This window comes from Paenibacillus sp. MDV22-iso6, from assembly GCF_058408365.1.
In genome coordinates, this window is the sequence record NZ_JBZVDZ010000018.1 from 1 (window position 1) to 18,345 (window position 18,345).

18 protein-coding genes and 1 other RNA gene are annotated in these 18,345 nt (G+C 47.5%); 2 read left to right on the forward strand and 17 right to left on the reverse strand.

Annotated features, from left to right (window positions below; genetic code table 11):
* On the forward strand, window positions 1-272 hold a 272-nt coding region (locus AC4PM4_RS30080; protein WP_491615241.1), incomplete at its 5' end, for a hypothetical protein.
* Between the two features lie 83 nt (window positions 273-355).
* On the opposite strand, the gene AC4PM4_RS30085 is transcribed toward AC4PM4_RS30080, so the two are convergent.
* The 14 genes from AC4PM4_RS30085 to rpoE all read right to left on the reverse strand — a co-directional run bounded on the left by AC4PM4_RS30085 (window position 356) and on the right by rpoE (window position 13,819).
* Window positions 356-625, reverse strand: coding sequence for a pro-sigmaK processing inhibitor BofA family protein (locus AC4PM4_RS30085; protein ID WP_063567659.1), 270 nt, complete (start codon window positions 623-625; stop codon window positions 356-358).
* Window positions 626-663: 38 nt separating this feature from the next.
* Window positions 664-891, reverse strand: a complete 228-nt coding sequence (locus AC4PM4_RS30090) for a DUF2508 family protein (RefSeq protein ID WP_079697741.1) — start codon at window positions 889-891, stop codon at window positions 664-666.
* A 344-nt stretch (window positions 892-1,235) separates the two neighbouring features.
* Window positions 1,236-1,835, reverse strand: coding sequence for a recombination mediator RecR (gene recR, locus AC4PM4_RS30095; RefSeq protein ID WP_063567657.1), 600 nt, complete (start codon window positions 1,833-1,835; stop codon window positions 1,236-1,238).
* Window positions 1,836-1,869: 34 nt separating this feature from the next.
* Window positions 1,870-2,181 carry a YbaB/EbfC family nucleoid-associated protein gene (locus AC4PM4_RS30100; RefSeq protein ID WP_024628773.1) on the reverse strand — a complete coding sequence of 104 codons (312 nt, stop codon included), beginning with the start codon at window positions 2,179-2,181 and terminating at the stop codon, window positions 1,870-1,872.
* A gap of 47 nt (window positions 2,182-2,228) precedes the next feature.
* The gene (dnaX, locus tag AC4PM4_RS30105) at window positions 2,229-3,989 is read right to left on the reverse strand and encodes a DNA polymerase III subunit gamma/tau (protein ID WP_491615242.1); all 1,761 of its coding nucleotides are present in this window, start codon (window positions 3,987-3,989) and stop codon (window positions 2,229-2,231) included.
* A 173-nt stretch (window positions 3,990-4,162) separates the two neighbouring features.
* Window positions 4,163-4,430: signal recognition particle sRNA large type (gene ffs / locus AC4PM4_RS30110), an RNA gene on the reverse strand.
* Window positions 4,431-4,579: 149 nt separating this feature from the next.
* Window positions 4,580-4,777 (reverse strand): 50S ribosomal protein L31, encoded by a 198-nt coding sequence (gene rpmE, locus AC4PM4_RS30115; protein ID WP_024628775.1) that lies wholly within the window; start codon window positions 4,775-4,777, stop codon window positions 4,580-4,582.
* A gap of 103 nt (window positions 4,778-4,880) precedes the next feature.
* Window positions 4,881-6,155 (reverse strand): radical SAM family protein, encoded by a 1,275-nt coding sequence (locus AC4PM4_RS30120; protein WP_491615243.1) that lies wholly within the window; start codon window positions 6,153-6,155, stop codon window positions 4,881-4,883.
* Window positions 6,156-6,253: 98 nt separating this feature from the next.
* A complete protein-coding gene (gene rho, locus AC4PM4_RS30125) occupies window positions 6,254-7,579 on the reverse strand; it encodes a transcription termination factor Rho (RefSeq protein WP_063567654.1) in 1,326 nt (441 codons plus the stop codon).
* A 469-nt stretch (window positions 7,580-8,048) separates the two neighbouring features.
* Window positions 8,049-9,302 (reverse strand): UDP-N-acetylglucosamine 1-carboxyvinyltransferase, encoded by a 1,254-nt coding sequence (murA, locus tag AC4PM4_RS30130; protein ID WP_063567653.1) that lies wholly within the window; start codon window positions 9,300-9,302, stop codon window positions 8,049-8,051.
* A gap of 149 nt (window positions 9,303-9,451) precedes the next feature.
* Window positions 9,452-10,306: a class II fructose-1,6-bisphosphate aldolase gene (gene fba, locus AC4PM4_RS30135; protein ID WP_063567652.1), complete on the reverse strand. Its 855-nt coding sequence runs from the start codon at window positions 10,304-10,306 to the stop codon at window positions 9,452-9,454.
* Between the two features lie 260 nt (window positions 10,307-10,566).
* The gene (locus tag AC4PM4_RS30140; RefSeq protein WP_024628781.1) at window positions 10,567-10,953 is read right to left on the reverse strand and encodes a response regulator; all 387 of its coding nucleotides are present in this window, start codon (window positions 10,951-10,953) and stop codon (window positions 10,567-10,569) included.
* A gap of 220 nt (window positions 10,954-11,173) precedes the next feature.
* Window positions 11,174-12,778, reverse strand: a complete 1,605-nt coding sequence (gene pyrG / locus AC4PM4_RS30145; protein WP_063567651.1) for a CTP synthase — start codon at window positions 12,776-12,778, stop codon at window positions 11,174-11,176.
* 492 nt (window positions 12,779-13,270) lie between these two features.
* Window positions 13,271-13,819 (reverse strand): DNA-directed RNA polymerase subunit delta, encoded by a 549-nt coding sequence (gene rpoE / locus AC4PM4_RS30150; RefSeq protein WP_491615245.1) that lies wholly within the window; start codon window positions 13,817-13,819, stop codon window positions 13,271-13,273.
* A gap of 463 nt (window positions 13,820-14,282) precedes the next feature.
* Here rpoE and AC4PM4_RS30155 point away from each other — a divergent pair, with 463 nt between their 5' ends.
* Complete coding sequence (locus AC4PM4_RS30155) at window positions 14,283-15,437, forward strand: S8 family peptidase (RefSeq protein WP_491615246.1); 1,155 nt, start codon at window positions 14,283-14,285, stop codon at window positions 15,435-15,437.
* 245 nt (window positions 15,438-15,682) lie between these two features.
* Here the strand turns inward: AC4PM4_RS30155 and argS are convergent, their stop codons facing one another.
* The 3 genes from argS to AC4PM4_RS30170 form a co-directional block, all read right to left on the reverse strand.
* Entirely contained in the window at window positions 15,683-17,362 is a 1,680-nt protein-coding gene (argS, locus tag AC4PM4_RS30160) for an arginine--tRNA ligase (RefSeq protein WP_063567646.1), read from the reverse strand.
* Entirely contained in the window at window positions 17,359-17,784 is a 426-nt protein-coding gene (locus tag AC4PM4_RS30165; protein WP_063567645.1) for a YwiB family protein, read from the reverse strand. Before AC4PM4_RS30165 ends, argS begins: the two co-directional genes overlap by 4 nt.
* A 265-nt stretch (window positions 17,785-18,049) precedes the next feature.
* Complete coding sequence (locus AC4PM4_RS30170; RefSeq protein ID WP_090812009.1) at window positions 18,050-18,343, reverse strand: DUF6171 family protein; 294 nt, start codon at window positions 18,341-18,343, stop codon at window positions 18,050-18,052.
* Window positions 18,344-18,345: the final 2 nt, after the last annotated feature.

Sequence of the window (18,345 nt, forward strand, 5' to 3'; positions counted from 1 at the left end):
TTGAAAAGAGCGATAAGCTCATTTTGAAACTGACGAGATTAAAAATCTCATTTATGCTCCAGCCGATTCAAGCCAAGGCTTGTCTCGAACTTTCGCGTTCATTCTGCAAGCAGAATGTTTACTCACTCGTTGTTCAGTTTTCAAAGATCAAACTTGATAATTTTCTTGCTTTTTCGTCACCGTTTTCTCTCAGCGGCGACTTTTATAATATATCATACTTCGTTTGTTTCAGTCAAGCTTTTTTTGAAATTCTTTTTTCGAGTTCTTATTGAACTGGTTCATTTCGTCAAAAGCATTTAACCAAGCAAGCAAAGCAACGAGATATAATGTACCATATAAATATCGAAGGAGTCAACTACCCAAACAAAGAAATTTTCAAACCCAATAATAAACCAACACCCGGCAACCCTAAAATGCTCACAGTACCTATTGTAGCAGGGTTCAATGGAATGTAAGTTCCGGTGATCCACCCTGAATAGTTAACTACATATATCCCTACCGCAGCCAGCACCAGATGAATACCGAATGATGTAAAAAATGATAACCCAATCCGTTTTCTAAACAAGATGATTATCAACCCTAGTAACGACACAACAAGCACACTGCCTAATATAAGACTCTTCATACTCTCAACACCTCCATAATTGAATGTCACACCTCCGCCTACATGCTCACTCCTCGATCACCTATAACTGCCTTATTAATCCCTACACGTTTAGCGCGCTTCAAATGAATCTGATATTTTCGCTCCGCGGCCTCCAGCACATAGATCGCATAATCGATCTCATCCTGCCCCTGTGCCTCTTCAAACTGTCTAACAGCCCGTTCCCACTCTGCCTTAGCTTTCTGTATATCTGAATAAATCTGGTCCTCTTCCATCTCCTTTAGCATTCTTTCGCGCTTCTCCACCGATCTCCCTACATTTCGCCATGTAAACATAAGCCATCCCCTTCCTGATCAGCACAGCATATTCTCATACATATCAGGGAAAGGACAAACTTAGAACTGAGCTAAATAAATTAATGAATCGTTATTTTAATCTCAACGACATTCTATGGATTAATAACCATACATCAGTAGAAATGAGAGACTTCACATTTAGGCAACGTTAAAAAGAGTATTAAAACAAAAAAAGAGAGCCTAAAGGGCTCTCTAAGTAATCCAAACTTATCTATTCTTTTCTTTTAGGAAATCAATCATTACAGGCGCATGCTCTCATTAAGAAACACGCACTGCTATTTCATCTCCCTGCGCCCTTCCAGCGCCTTGGAAAGAGTCACTTCATCCGCATACTCCAGGTCGCCCCCAACAGGCAATCCATGGGCAATCCGAGTCACCGAGATCTCAAACGGACGGACCAGACGGGAAATATACATCGCCGTGGCCTCACCTTCGATATTCGGATTTGTAGCCAGAATCAGTTCTTTAACTCGCTCATCGCTTAAACGGGTCAAAAGTTCCTTCAGACGGATATCATCCGGACCTATTCCCTCCATAGGAGAGATTGCGCCTTGCAGCACATGATAGTATCCGTCAAATTCCTTGGTACGCTCCATAGCCACCAAATCCTTGGAATCCTGAACTACACAGATTACCGAGACATCCCTGGATTTGTCCTGACAGATCCGACACGGGTCAGTATCCGTAATATTACAGCACACCGAACAGTAATGAAGATTCCGCTTCACACTGACGAGTGCTTTGGCAAAGTCAATAACGTCATCTTCCTTCATTTTAAGCACATGAAAAGCTAGTCGCGCCGCAGTCTTGGGGCCAACACCCGGCAAACGGGTGAAGGCGTCAATCAGCTTCGCTATCGGTTCGGGATAATACAATCGATTGCGTCTCCTTTGATAGGATCAATTTAAATTAAAATAATCCCGGAATTTTCATACCGCCTGTGAATTTACCCATATCCTGGTTCGCAATTTCATCAGCTTTAGTCATTGCGTCATTGACTGCTGTCATAACCAGATCCTGCAGCATTTCTACATCCTCTGGATCAACCGCTTCTGGCTTGATAGTGATAGCCAGCAATTTCTTATGTCCGTTAACTTCAGCAGTTACAACACCGCCACCAGAAGTACCTTGGACTGTTTTGTCCGCCAGTTCCTCCTGTGCCTTCAGCATTTGCTCCTGCATTTTCTTCACTTGTTTCATCATTTGGTTCATGTTGTTCATGATATTCATCTCCTTTGTTATAGTTATCGCGCCAGGCGCATGTATATCTATTCTTTGATCACTACAAGGTCCTCACCAAAGAGCTGGATAGCTTCATCAATCCAAGGCTGCTTGTTGCCTGAACCGCCGTCTTCATGCTCAGGTTCAAGCTTAAAGTCCTCCTTTGGCGTTTCAGTAGCCCCTTCCATCGCTCCAGTCCAATCTTTGAGCATCATCGTCACAAGACGCGCTGAACGTCCAAGCTGTTCAGACAGCACCCGTTCAATCACTTCGCGATTAGCCTGCTTCTCCGTAGTTTCACGGTGGATGTTGTTCTTAAACGCCACCAGAACATTGTCTTCCAGCAGCGATACCGGTTCACCATCCATAAACCAGGCGTGAACGGTTACTTTCTCTTCTTTTACGCGCTGCAGGATCTGCCCCCACTTCTTGCTAACCTCCGCAAACTCAGGAGATCCCTTACGTGCAACGTACTGATCAAGCTGTGCAGGCAGCTTCGCTGGTGAATTGCCTCTCGACACCGGAGCTCGTGTTGCCGGGCGTGAAGGAGCACTTGATGCAGCCTCCCCACCAGACAAACCGCCCTTAAGCGCGCGATCCAGCTTTTTCTCCAGTTCAGCAAGCTGTTGCTTCAGTCGGTTGATCTCCCCGCCATCCGCTGGCGCGGATGCAGCAGGAGCAGCGCCGGCCGAACCCTCCATCTGACCCGATGATGCCCCTTGAGCAGGAATACTGCACAGTTTAAGGAGAGCTACTTCAAACAGCGTCTGCGGCTGTACTGCATATTTCATCTCACTCTGGTACCGGTTAAGAGTATCAATCATCTGGAACAGCTGTTCCTTGGTGAATGATTCCGCCATATCACGGAACGACTCGGGATTAAGCACCCGATCCGTCAGTTTATCTGCATCCGGCACCATCTTAATCATAAGCAAATCACGGAAATAATAAAGCAAATTTTCCATGCACTTGTCCGCACTCTTACCTTCATGCATGAACCCTTCGATCATTTGCAAAATATGACCTACGTCGCCTTTGAGCAGAGAAGCAGCCAACTTTGCAAACTGTTCGGAAGGAATGCCTCCGGTCATATCCATAACTTGCTGATAGGTTACCCTTCCATCTGTATAGGAGGAGATCTGATCCAGGACACTGAGTGCGTCCCTCATCCCTCCGTCAGACAGACGAGCAATATACTGGAGTGCGTCCTGATCAGCTTCCATGCCTTCCTGTTCACAGATCAGCGTAAGTCGTGCTGTCTGTTCTTCCAGGGACACCCGGCGAAAATCAAATCGCTGACAGCGAGAAATAATCGTTGCCGGAAGACGATGGGGTTCTGTTGTTGCCAAAATAAACATCACATGTGGCGGAGGCTCTTCCAATGTTTTGAGTAGCGCATTGAATGCCTCTGTCGTCAGCATGTGCACTTCGTCAATAATATACACTTTCTGCCGGACTTCAGTCGGGGCGTATTTCACCTTTTCCCGAAGATCGCGGATTTCTTCAACGCCACGGTTGGATGCGGCATCAATTTCCTGCACATCCATCACAGCGCCAGTCGTAATCCTGCGGCAAGCTTCACATTCGTTACAAGGCTCAGGCGCAGGCCCGCGCTCGCAGTTTACAGCTTTGGCCAAAATCTTGGCGGCACTCGTCTTCCCTGTTCCTCTGGGCCCGCTAAACAAGTAGGCATGGGAAGTCCGCTGTTCACGAATCGCGTTCTGCAAGGTCTGAATAATATGCTGTTGTCCCACCATATCTTGAAACGACTGGGGACGCCAAGCCCGGTATAACGCGATATGCTCCATGATGCGTTACCTTCCTTCCACTTCGCATTCGAGTCCTTTGTCGTTCCCCCATTATACTATATTCCGGGGTGAATCCAAACTTTATCTGACTCATCATGCATGGTTTTTTTAGACATATCAAAAAGACCTCTGCATACATACAACTGCAAAGGTCTCTACATTTAAATGGTAAGCCGTGCACCTGCTATCGATATTTGCGATCCAAGCGGCACCCCTTAACAACAGCTCGGGCTAGGCGACCCTCCGGCACAAGAGTGATCTCACTTATGGCTGCTTCCTTCCGGACCTGACCAGGTTCATGAGTACTCATTGCGGAGGACCCAACCGTCAACACCACGTTAAGGGACCAAACCTCACATCGACAAAACCTCTAGCAGGAATTCAACCTCGCTGTAGCGGATTGCGAGTTACAGGGCACCGCTACCTCCCCATCTAGCACGGTAAGAAATAGTATAACTTAAGGTTGTCTAAATTGCAACCAGAGCGAAAAGAGCAGCAATACAATCACATAAAAACATATAAAAACCCCTGCCGGAACGGCAGAGGTGATTTGGATGTAATAGTCAGACAATTCCCAGGGAATTGCTGAATTAGATTCCGTATTTTTTCTTGAAACGATCAACACGGCCGCCAGCATCGATAAACTTCTGTTTACCTGTGAAGAACGGGTGGCACGCGGAGCAAATCTCTACACGAAGTCCGTCTTTAACCGAACCAGTCTCAAAAGTATTCCCGCAAGCGCAAGATACTTGACCAATCGTGTATTTAGGATGAATTGCTGCTTTCATTACCTTTCACCTCTTTCCGCCCTGAGCCTCAAGCGGACCCAGAGTAAATGGCACAACATCGAAGATTATAACACGGCCTAATGCCGGTTGCAATCCATTATTGTCATGAGGTGATCAGACGTTTCGGACGCGCCATTCCAGCTGGGGGAACGTGCGTGTATGAGCCGATAACGACATCAGGCAGCTCTTCCTCAAAGATCTCCATCATTTGCTTCATGCCCAAAATATCACCTTGAGCTGGAGGAATCAATTCCAGATAGCTCTCAGGGTCTATATTAAGATTACGCATTTGAATAAGACGCAAATCGGTTCTGCGAGCAAACTCAATCATCGCTTCAATCTCTTCCTCACGATCCGTTACCCCCGGGAAGATCAAATAGTTGATCGACGTATATACACCCTGGGAAGCAGCGTATTTCATCGATTTTTCTACATTGGCCAGTGTATATCCACGAGGTTTGTAGTATGCATTATAGTGGTCATCCAGTGCGCTGATTGTACTTACACGCATTAGATCAAGCCCAGCATCAACAATACCTCTCATGTGATCATTCAAACCGGCATTGGTGTTAATGTTGATATATCCCATGTCAGTAATGGAACGCACTTCGCGAATAGCTTCAATAATCAATTTGGCCTGTGTGGAAGGCTCCCCTTCACAACCTTGACCAAAGCTGATAATCGATTCCGGCGTTTTCAAGTGCTCCAGCATTACTTCAACGATTTCGTCTACACGCGGACGGAAATTCATCCGGGTCTGCGGGGAAACGAAGCCACTGTCATCCGGTTGCTCGGAAATACATCCGAAACAGCCTGCGTTGCAGGAATAGGATACTGGAACTCCGCCTTCCCAACGATTCAGGAAGGTATTGGAAGAAGTCAGACATTCATACCCGAGCGCACAATTGGACAAATGGGTATAGAGACGATTTTCGGGATATTGCTTCGTTAAACGTTTAACACCCGCACGTACGTCATCCCGATCACAGTTCAGTGGGTTCCATTTATCCGGATGATCCGACATCCGGGCAGTGACGTAAAACTGACCATCTTTCCAAACAACAGCCGAGTAACCGAACAAAGGCAGTTTGTACTCCTTATCCGTTTTTACATACCCCGGCAGACACAACCGAGTGAATCCTTGCGGAAGCAAAGCCCCAACCGCCTGTGTATCACTAGGCATTGGCAGCATTTCGCCAGTATCCGGGTCCATACCAATCGGACGTGTACTCGGCAGTCCAACCAGCGTTGCACCTTCCGGCAAAGGAATCAGCTCATCCTCCATAATTTCGACGATCATATCTCCACTGCGGGCCAGCCCGTACAGGGAAGGGTGATCAAATACATTACCATTTTCATCTGCGTATACTAAATACATGATGTTCTCCTCACATCTAATGGGTTAAAGCCAAACGACGAGTATATTGTTAATCAACAGCAGCGCTGCAAAAATTGAGTTAAATCAACGACGTAATGCTAGGTAGTTGTACCGGACGCCGCAGTCTGTCTTGGCGAACGTCGAGTCGTAGTCGTTCCGGAGTTGCTGGTCTGACTGCTGCCAGCTGTATCAAATGCCGCTAGGAACTCAGCATTCGTTTTGCTATTACGCAGTTTCTTCAAGAAACCTTCGACAAAGTCGTGGGAATCGTTCATGTTTTTACGAATCGCCCAGATTGTATCAAGTTCTTCCTTGCTCAGCAACACTTCTTCGCGACGTGTACCGGAACGACGAATGTCGATAGCCGGGAAGATACGACGCTCTGCCAGCTTGCGATCCAGATGAAGCTCCATATTGCCCGTACCTTTAAATTCTTCATAAATGATATCATCCATACGTGAGCCCGTATCAATCAAAGCTGTAGCCAGGATCGTCAGACTTCCACCCTCTTCTACATTCCGAGCAGAACCGAAGAAACGTTTCGGACGATGGAATGCTGCCGGGTCAATACCGCCACTAAGTGTCCGTCCGGACGGTGGGATGACCAGGTTGTATGCACGAGCAAGACGCGTAATGCTATCCAGCAAAATAACGACATCTTTTTTTGCTTCAACCAGACGGAGCGCACGTTCCAGCACCAATTCCGCAACTTTGATATGGTTTTCTGGCAGCTCATCGAACGTAGAAGCTACAACTTCCCCTTTAACCGAACGCGACATATCCGTAACTTCTTCCGGACGTTCATCAATCAACAGGACAAATAGTTCAATTTCTGGGTTGTTGGTTGAGATGCTGTTGGCGATTTCTTTGAGGAGAAGTGTTTTACCCGCTTTGGGAGGTGCTACGATCAATCCGCGCTGTCCCAGTCCTACCGGGGCGAGTACATCCATAATGCGTGTGGACAAATGGCTGGGGGATGTTTCGAGAACCAGTTTCTTCTGCGGGTACAATGGGGTTAATGCCGGGAAGTGAAGTCTTTCCGCAGCCGCTGATGGATTCTCACCATTTACAGCGTTGACTTGCAGCAAACCGAAGTATCGCTCGTTTTCTTTAGGTGTTCTACACTTACCTGATACGAGGTCACCTGTTCTTAGGTCAAACTTGCGAATCTGTGAGGCTGAGATGTAGATGTCTTCCGTACTTGGCAGGTAATTGATCGGACGAAGGAATCCGTAGCCTTCAGGTAGAATTTCGAGCACACCCTGCATGAACATCAATCCACTCTGTTCAGCTTGTGCACGTAATATAGCGAAGATCAATTCTTTCTTTTTTAAAGTGCCGTAGTAGGGAATTTGATATTTTTTGGCCAGTTTGTAGAGGTCCGTTAGTTTCATTTCTTCCAAATCGGAAATTTGTAGATCCATATAATAACCACCTATTCAATTAATAAGTCCGTGAAATGGATAGTTTCGCTTGATGTTCCGGCTATAAGAGCAGCATCGTTCTGCATTTCTCTTCTGTCCATTGTACGGAATGTAACCGTTATAATGCAAATACTTGTCTTTGAGTGTAAGTTTCCGGGCGGGATGGCCAGCTTTCGGCAAGATCCGCTAGTGAGTGAACACGAATACATGAGGCGTTCGATCCGGGCAGACCGGCTATGGAGCGCAGTTCAAACAAAACCGGGGTTTGGGGAAAAGGAAATGATGTTCTTAAAGCCATATGAAGTCTGACTCAAAAAAAGACCCTCCGGTAAAGGAAACAGGAACATTTCGTCTTATCCCGGAGAGACTGAGAACTCTATTAAAACAGGTTTACCCAATTACTGAAAGGATATGCAGTTCTGTCAAAATAATCACTTTAATACCGTAAAACTCGTCATACAATACAGAATTAATCGGTTTCTCGCCACACATCTGCACCTAGCAGACGTAGATTGGTTACTAGATGATCGTACCCGCGATCGATAAACTCCACGCCTGTCACTTCGGTCACACCTTCACTGACGGTGAGACCTGCGATCACCAGCGCTGCACCAGCGCGAAGATCGGATGCTTTTACCTTGGCCGCATTCAATGCACTGCCTTCAATAATAGCTGACCGCCCTTCCACACGGATTTTTGCACCCATGCGTACCAACTCAGGAACGTGCTTGAATCGATTGCTATATACAAAGTCACTCAGGACACTCACACCCGTTGCCTGTGTCAACACACTGGTCATCGGGGACTGCAAATCCGTCGGAAAACCGGGATATACGAGCGCCTTAACGTCTACATGATTGTAGCTCGGTTTGCCAATGACACGAATACTTTCATCCAGCTCCTCAATACCAACGCCCATCTCCAGTAACTTTGCCGTCAAAGCCTCCAGATGTTTGGGAATGACATTGTCAATCAGAACGTCGCCACGCGTTGCAGCCGCAGCGATCATATACGTGCCTGCTTGTATACGGTCCGGAATGATGGAATGACGGCAACCCTTAAGCTCCGACACACCTTCAATACGGATCGTTTCGGTACCGGCACCCTTGATGCTGGCACCCATTGAATTCAAAAGTGTTGCTACATCTATAATCTCAGGCTCTTTAGCCGCGTTTTCGATAATTGTAGAGCCTTTGGCACGAGTAGCCGCCAGCATGATGTTAATGGTTGCACCTACACTGCTTACATCAAGATAAATCTTTGCTCCGCGTAGCTCTTTGGCATGCAAATGAATGGAGCCGTGTTCGTTTGTTACCGTTGCGCCAAGCGCTTCAAACCCTTTGATATGTTGATCAATCGGACGAGGCTCAAAGTTGCAGCCCCCGGGTAAACCAATTGTTGCTTCTTTAAAACGCCCAAGCAATGCTCCCATCATATAATACGAAGCACGGAGCTTCTTCACGGGACCATTCGGCATAGGAATGGATTTAATGTCGGAAGGATCGATCTTCATCTGACTGCCTTCCCAATGTACACGAGCCCCGAGTTCCTCCAAAATTTCTGCATAAACCGCCACGTCACTCAAAAGCGGCAGGTTGTCCAGCACGACTTCTGACTCGGCAAGCAATGCTGCAGGAATAAGCGCGATGGCGCTGTTCTTGGCGCCGCTTATAGTTACAGTTCCCTGTAACGGACGTCCGCCACTAATCATCAATTTTTCCATAAAGCTTAATGTCCCCCTACGTGTTTTGCAGCCGGTTAACGGCAATACGTGCTGTTGGCTTTCGATGTAGAAATAAGGCGTGAAAATGGAAAGACACCGGCTAGGCGGTGTTCTTTCCACTTACACAGTATGGAACTGGTAAAGACAAATTACGCTTTGTTGTTGGAACCAAACTCGCGAATTTTACCTTTAACGGTTTCTTTGATTGCATCACGGCCTGGTACGATGAATGTACGTGGATCGTAAGCATCTGGTTTAGCTGCAAGCACTTCGCGAACCACTTTGGAGAACGAAATTTGGTTCTCAGTGTTCACGTTGATTTTGGAAGTTCCCAGGGAAATGGCTTTGTCGATATCATGTTTAGGGATACCTGTACCACCATGCAGTACCAGTGGAACGTTAACTGCATCGCGAACTTCTTCCATTTCTTTGAAGCCCAAGTTAGGCTCGCCATGGTAAGGACCGTGTACGGAACCAAGAGCTGGAGCCAATGTGTCGATACCTGTTTCTTTAACGATACGTACACACTCGTTCAGATCAGCGTACATGATACCACCGATAACGTCGTCTTCTTGTCCACCAACAGTACCTACTTCGGCTTCTACAGAAACGCCTTTAGCGTGTGCATATTCAACAACTTTTTTAGTCATTTCGATATTTTCATCGATGGAGTGGTGGGAACCGTCGATCATTACGGATGTAAATCCAGCATCGATCGCTTCTTTACACTTATCAAAGCTGGAACCGTGATCCAAGTGAATAGCAACTGGAACGGTGATTTTCATGTCGTGAATGAGTCCTTCTACTATTTTAACTACTGTGTAGAAACCGCTCATGTGACGTGCTGCGCCTTCGGATACGCCCAAGATTACTGGGGATTTCTCTTCTTCTGCTGCAGCAAGAATCGCTTGAGTCCACTCAAGGTTATTGATGTTGTATTGACCAACTGCATATTTTCCTTCGAGTGCTTTGTTCAACATGTCTGTCATAGATACTAATGGCATGGTTTCAATCCTCCTAGGGGTGTTGGGTTGTGTCTATGGTTTTTAGCCGAAATCACATACGGGCTTATTATACCACATCCCATGTCAAATACTAAACAAGCATTTGCAAAAATGCTGTGCTTTGCAGCACAGTTTTCATAGACACAGCATGATGACGTCCCCATTTCCAATATTCCCCGGATGCCTGACTGAAATACCCTGTATGCCCACCTGTAAACTCTCACAGCTTCACACGCAAAAAAATCCTGTATCTACAGGATTCAGCTGCACTTATTTGCAGTATCATTTCGAAGCTGCATATTGACTGCCACTCGCATTTCATCGATATCAAACGGTTTCGTAAAGTGCATGAGCGCTCCAAGATCGGTAGCTTCTTTGATCATGTCCAGTTCACCATAGGCCGTCATCATGATGACTTTGATATCCGGATCAATTTCCTTAATATGTTTCAGAATTTCTAGGCCATCCATGCCAGGAATCTTCATATCAAGCAGCACAAGATCAGGTTTGTCATTATTTACTATCTCCAGGGCGATCTTCCCATTAGGCGCTTGGAACGTATTATATCCTTCGCTGCTGAACACTTCCATTAACAGGATTCGAATACCGTTTTGGTCATCAACAATCAACACTTTTTTATTTTCCACTAAGTAACCTCCTAGAATTAGGAAAGCATGTACGTCTGAATCTGGATAACAATCCCATAGTCGTCATGATAAGTATTCTACCTTACCCATTGAAATCCTGCTTACATCCCAAAATGCCAAAAACCATTTTCGCTCATCTCGATGCACTAAAAAAGGATGTCCCCAGCACCCTTATCGGCTGCCAAGAACATCCATTTATTTATAGCTTAATGATCAACACTTATTTTCCAGCGCTCTCCAGAGAAGCTTTTACAAACTCACGGAACAATGGCTGCGGACGGTTCGGACGGGAAGTGAATTCCGGGTGGAATTGTACTGCCAGGAACCACGGGTGTCCTGGAAGCTCCACGATCTCAACAAGACGTCCATCCGGGGATGTACCCGAGATAACCAGACCGGCTTTTTCGATCGCTTCACGGTATTCATTGTTGAACTCGTACCGGTGACGGTGTCTCTCATAGACCAATTCATCATCATAACAAGACATTGCCAGGGAACCTTCCTGAAGCTTACAAGGATACAGACCCAGACGCATTGTACCACCCAGGTTTTCGATGTCTTTTTGTTCAGGCAACAGGTCGATCACCGGGAACTCTGTAGCTGGATTGATCTCGGAGCTATTTGCTCCATTCAAACCAACGATGGAACGTGCATATTCAATAACAGAAACCTGCATACCCAGGCAAATACCGAAGAACGGAATTTGTTTCTCACGGGCATAACGAATCGCAGATACTTTACCTTCAATACCCCGATCACCAAATCCGCCTGGAACGAGGATTCCGCCTACGCCGTGCAGCAGATCGCCCACATTCTCATCGGTGATATCTTCGGAGTGAATCCAGCGGATCTTGACATCTGCATTGGATGCAAATCCTGCATGAGACAAGGATTCAACAACACTCAAATAAGCATCATGCAATGCCACATATTTACCTACAATGGCAATCTCCACTGTATGCTTCAGCTTATTGATACGGTCAACCAGCCCTTCCCACTCGCTCATATCCGGTGCAGGAGTAGTCAGCTTCAGGTGGTTTACCACGATCTCATCCAAACCTTCTTCACGCAGGTTCAAAGGCACTTGGTACAATGTGTCTGCATCACGGCATTCCACCACGGCATTTTCATCAATGTCACAGAAGAGAGCGATTTTGGCTTTCATGTCTTTGGACAGCTCATACTCTGTACGGCATACAATGACATTCGGCTGAATACCGATGCTGCGCAATTCCTTCACGCTGTGCTGCGTTGGTTTGGTTTTCACTTCTCCGGCAGCCTTGATGTAAGGAATAAGTGTTACATGGATGTACATCACGTTGTCACGACCTACATCACTCTTGATTTGACGAATAGCTTCCAGGAACGGCAAGCTCTCGATGTCACCTACCGTACCGCCGATCTCCGTAATGACAACATCCGAACCCGCTTCACGTCCTGCGCGGAATACTCGCTCTTTGATCTCGTTCGTAATGTGTGGAATGACTTGTACCGTTCCGCCCAGATATTCCCCGCGCCGCTCTTTGCTGATGACGGAGGAGTATACTTTACCAGTCGTGACGTTGCTGTTTTTGGAGAGGTTGATGTCAATAAAACGTTCATAGTGGCCAAGGTCAAGATCCGTTTCCGCGCCATCATCCGTTACAAAAACCTCACCATGCTGATAAGGACTCATTGTTCCCGGGTCGATATTGATGTATGGATCAAATTTTTGAATAGTTACCTTCAACCCTCTGTTTTTCAGCAATCTGCCCAGCGAGGCAGCCGTTATCCCTTTGCCCAGGGAGGACACAACTCCGCCCGTCACGAAAATATACTTTGTCACTGTTATTACCCTCCTAATATAAGTACAGAAATTCAGGCGATATATGGTATTATCGTAACCCGTTTCCCAGGTAATCATCGTTAAAAAGAGCAATGGCAGAAATTCCCTGCATCTGCGAACTGCTCTTTCATGCGAAGACCGTGTGTAAACAACGTTGTTCTACAGCGTAGAATGGTGCAAACCTTCCGGGAGCCAACTACCGAGCCTGTCCCTAAATAGATATCATTGCATCGATCCATTTGGTGTTTTGGATATACAAAAATAGACCACGGATTGTTGGCCGGGAGCATGCGGAATTCAAATCATTTTGCAAAATTCTGCCTCTAAAAATACAAAAAAAGTACTCCCGCAGGACGGGGCACTTTTTATAAAAAACATAAATATTTTGTCGCTCATTCATAAGCCCATGCAATAGTTTACCCGTTACCCCGTCTGCTGTCAAGGCTGACTATGCGGGGAAAACGGGTAAACTATCGATGTCAAAAATGACTGCTACTTATCGGAATCGTCGTCAAATTCACCCTCGTCTTCGGACTCTTCTTCATCGTCTTCTTCGAGGTCTTCCTCTTCCAAATCGCCATCTTCTTCGTCAAAGATGTCGTCTTCGTCATCATCATCGTCATCATCATCTTCGTCCTGATCATCATCAGAATTGTCGAAGTCTTCGTCGCTGTTGTAGCTGTCTTCCTCTTCCCCGAAGTCCTCATCTTCCAGATCATCGTCTTCATCGTTGATGATGCGCGGACGCTTCGCACCCGTCATGGTATCTTCCGATCCAGCTACCGGATACCAGCGCTTCAAGCCCCACAGACTTGTACCGACGCAAGCAAAACGGCCATCGATATTAATCTCGGTATATAACTGGGCGATAAACTCGTTGATTTCTTCATCAGTCATTCCGCGCTGTTTAGCTACCTCATTCATCAAATCACGGTAGTAATACGGCGTATTGGCCGCTTTCAGCACCATAAAGGCGAGGTCCACCAAAGGAATCTCTCTGACCTTTTCTTTATCAATTTTCAAATTGAGCGAGGTACTCACTGACAGACACTTCCTCTCACACAAAATTCACTTTATATCCCTACGAACTGGAATGTTACATATAACATATCCATTAACAAACCTAAGTAAAACCTATTTAGCCTCAAAAAGCAAGTTTTTATGTATGGATGTCTCATAATTCCAAGAAGCAACTTCAAACGAGCAATGTATAGACCCGTAAGAGACCGCTAACTCGCGGGCATATCGTCCTTTTTGCAAAAAAAGCATGATCATATAAAAAAGACGGAGTCCCCTCCGCCTTCTGACTGTATACCCTTGAAGGATCGCTCCTCACCAGGGTCCCGGCGAGAGCCCTCTAGCCCTCCATCCATCATATGTCCCTGCGCCCGTTTTGACACGAAGAGAATGTGTTTTTGTAAAAAAAGGGCAGGTTCCCCATGCGGCGGGATCAATGAATTCATAGAATACCTCAGCATGTTCATCCCGAAGGGGGCTGCCCATTATGGACTATACTGGTTTTCTACATCAATTGGTTGAAGGAATGCAACGTCCCGAACCAGAACAGGGGCGGCGGTACCTGATCCGGTTCGCCAAACCGAAGCAATATGAAGCCTGCCTCGTGGAACTGTCGCGGATGAGGAATGAATTTACGGATCTTGGTATGGTACGCTCCTCCCGGCTGGCCCGCTCCATTATCGCCCCGGTGCATGACCCAGAAGAATTATCTCGCTACAGCAATGAGATTACGGTAGAAGAAGATGTATCCATCTCACTGCATGCCACCGCGCTTCACAGTAAACCGAGCAGTGCTCAGGGCATACCTTGGGGCGTCAAACAGATTCACGCTCCCAAAGTATGGTCCGTATCCACGGGACATCGAGTCAAAATCGGCGTGATCGACACAGGTGCCGATTATCAACACCCGGATCTTCGCTATTCGCTGGCACGCGGAATCAATCTGTTAAACCGCAGTCTGCTTCCTCATGATGATAACGGTCATGGCACCCATATTGCCGGAACCATTGCCGCAGCTAACAGTACGGCAGGTATGATTGGCGTAGCCCCTCGCTCCCTGATCTATCCGGTGAAGGCATTCGACCATAATGGTTCGGCCTTCGTGTCAGACATTGTGCTTGGCATCGATTGGTGTGTACGCAATCGGGTCGATATTATCAATATGAGCTTTGGCATGAAAACGCGTAGCAAAGCATTGCTTGATGTCGTGAACCGTGCCCATCAAGCCGGAATTGTCATTGTTGCTTCATCAGGAAATGACGGCAAACGCCGCAGCATTGATTATCCGGCACGTTATCCGCAAACGATATCGGTTGGGGCAACCGACAAAAACCGGCGGATCGCCTCGTTTAGTAACCGAGGTGCATACGTTGATGTATATGCGCCAGGGGACAAAATTGTTTCATCCTGGGTGCAAGGCAAGCACCATGAGATGAGCGGTACCTCCATGGCGACATCGCACGTCAGTGGCGCCATAGCGCTCTTGCTTGCGAAGCATCCAGGCCTGTCGCCAGCCGAGATCAAAACGCTCGTGAAGCGCGCGACCGTTCCGCTGCGCGCACGCAAGACAACCACCGCGAAGAGCAAAATACGCGGTGGCGAGATTGACGCCCTCAAGCTAATGCAGGAGGGTGGAGGGTAAGGTGCGCCGCCTGCCGCAGGGAGCCGTTCCGTGAAGCATCGCTAAGCGCAGCACTGCTGCGCGGTGTGATGCTTCAGGGTGGTTGCCCACGGCGGCAGGCAGCGCTGGCTCTGGGTGCCTCGGGGCCGTATGAACTCGGCCGCGGGCACAGCAAAAAGTCTCCATGTCCACGCTGCATTGCAAGCGTGGTGCATGGAGACTTTTTGCTAAAACCATAGGGCGGTTGTGCACCGCCAGGGCTTGAATTACATTTTGTCCGGTGCGGATACGCCCACCAGACGAAGCGCTGTTGCGATGACGGTGCGTACAGCACCGATCAGGGCCAGACGCGCCTGAGTTTGTCCCGCGTCTTCAGTAATGACGCGCTCTGCACGATAGTAACTGTGGAACAGGGATGCCAGTTCATATACATAACGAACAATGCGATGCGGCGCATATCCCGTAGCAGCAGTCGCGATTTCTTCAGGCAGTTCACCCATTTTGCGAAGAAGGTCATATTCATGTTCCGTGGTCAGCTTCGAAAGGTCGATCTGTGCCAATGGCAACAGCTCAATGCCTTGTTCTTCTGCCTGACGGTATACGCTGCATACCCGAGCGTGAGCGTATTGAACATAGAATACAGGGTTTTCATTGGACGTCGAAATCGCAAGGTCCATGTCGAAGTCCAGATGAGAGTCCATGCTGCGCATGGTAAAGAAGTAACGAATGGCATCAATGCCTACTTCGTCCATCAGATCTTCCATCGTTACCGCCTTGCCTGTACGCTTGGACATCTTCACTTTCTCGCCATTCTGGAACAAGCTCACCATCTGTGCAATCAGCACGACCAATTTCTCAGGATCGTTGCCCAGTGCTTGCATGGCCGCTTTCATCCGTGGAATATAACCGTGGTGGTCCGCTCCCCAGATGTTAATCATCGTGTCGTATCCACGCGCATATTTATCACGGTGATAAGCAATGTCCGGCGTAAGGTACGTGTACGTGCCGTCATTTTTAATCAAAACACGCTCTTTATCGTCACCATACTGCATGGTTTTCAACCAAGTTGCTCCGTCTTGCTCATAGATTTCATTACGATCACGCAATTCGTCAAGCACACGCAACACTTCTCCGTTATCATACAGCGAAGTTTCGCTGAACCAGATGTCGAAATTGACACGGAAGCGATTCAAGTCACGTTTGATCTTGTCCAATTCTTTTTCCAAACCGAAGTCGCGGAAATAAGCTGCACGGTCACCTGGATGCATGGACAGCAAAGAATCGCCTTTCTCAGCCACTAGCTCCTTGGCGAATCCTTTGATATCCTCACCATGATAACCATCTTCCGGCATCTCTGCGTCTTGGCCCAGTTCCTGCAAATAGCGAGCTTCAATGGAACGAGACAGATTAAATACCTGATTACCCGCGTCATTAATGTAGTATTCACGTGTTACATCATATCCGGCATAGTCGAGGATGTTGCAAAGCGCATCACCCACAGCCGCCCCACGCGCATGGCCCAGATGCAGACTGCCTGTCGGGTTGGCACTGACAAACTCCATCTCGACCTTGCGCCCTTCACCAACATTGATTCTTCCATAATTCTCACCCTGCTCATGTACAAGCCCCAGCACAGGGTAGAGATAACTCTTGTCCAACTTAAAGTTAATGAATCCCGGTCCGGCAATCTCAGCCTTCTCAATTCCAGCTTCAGCCAGGTTGAGATTGGCAATAATCTCTTCTGCGATCTGGCGTGGATTACGCTTGGCAATCTTGGTCAGTTGCATAGCGGCATTGGTTGCCAAATCGCCGTGTGTTTTCTCGCGTGGTACTTCAAGGGTGATGGTCGGCAGATCCTCCTGCGTAACAATGCCAGCAGCAACAATGGCATTGCCAATGGCTGTACTTACCCGTTCGTTAATCGTATCTAATGGATTACGTGTCATGAAATTGGTTCCTCCTGTATATGCAAACTAATCGCGAAATGTCCGGATTCTTCGTCAAAGCGGTAAAAGTCGTAGCTCCACGCTGCGCGTGCGCTCAATCCCTGAATGGAAAGTTCCAGCTCCTGTGTATGCGTGGACAAGGCAAACGACATATACGGCGAGCGGTAAAAACCAGGGAGCTTGCGGTTTAACTCAAATGTTTGCTCCGATTCCACCTCGCCGTGACGTATAATCTTGATGGATTGTCCGCCCAGCTTCAATGTTGTTCGGGTAATACCGCCCTCGGGGCCAGCCTGTGGCTCTTCATAACGAACATAGAGCACAGATCCCTTCAATACGGCTTCACCCTGCATTTCCTGCAGTACATCTTCACCTTCATAACGGCTGTGCAGCCGGATCTGAACCGGTCGCATGTTCGACATGAATGTTAACCTCCATTATATTCGAGGCGACGCAAAATCAGGCACGGCCGGTGAGAACAGCCCTTCCTGTATTGTTGTGCCGCTATACGCGCTCATATTCCCGGATAGCTCGCTATCCTACACTCTACTGTATAACTATATCCAGTTCACCCGCTCAATTCAAATCCAAATTCAGAGTTTTTGCCCATCAACGCCAAAAAAAGCAGAGCCACACCTGTAAAGTGCAGCTCTGCCTTGCTTCATTAATAAAGAAATACATTCTGGATCAGGTCCATCGCGGCTCATATGGAAATGGACAGGTCGACTCTACCAGCTTGGCGCGCACCTGTACGAGACAGCCACAATAGCGGCAGGTCGTACCGTATTGTAATCCTGGACAATCAGAGCAGATGGATAAACGCCGCTCATATTCAGCATCATCGACGACCGGACGTGAGCGTGAGGCCAGCTCCACGAGCCGGGCCATCTTGGCTTCACTAATTTTCACATCATATTGATCGTTACATCCCTTGCATGGCTCCCGTTTCCCAGCACTTCTACTCTGCACGGATGAATCCATCT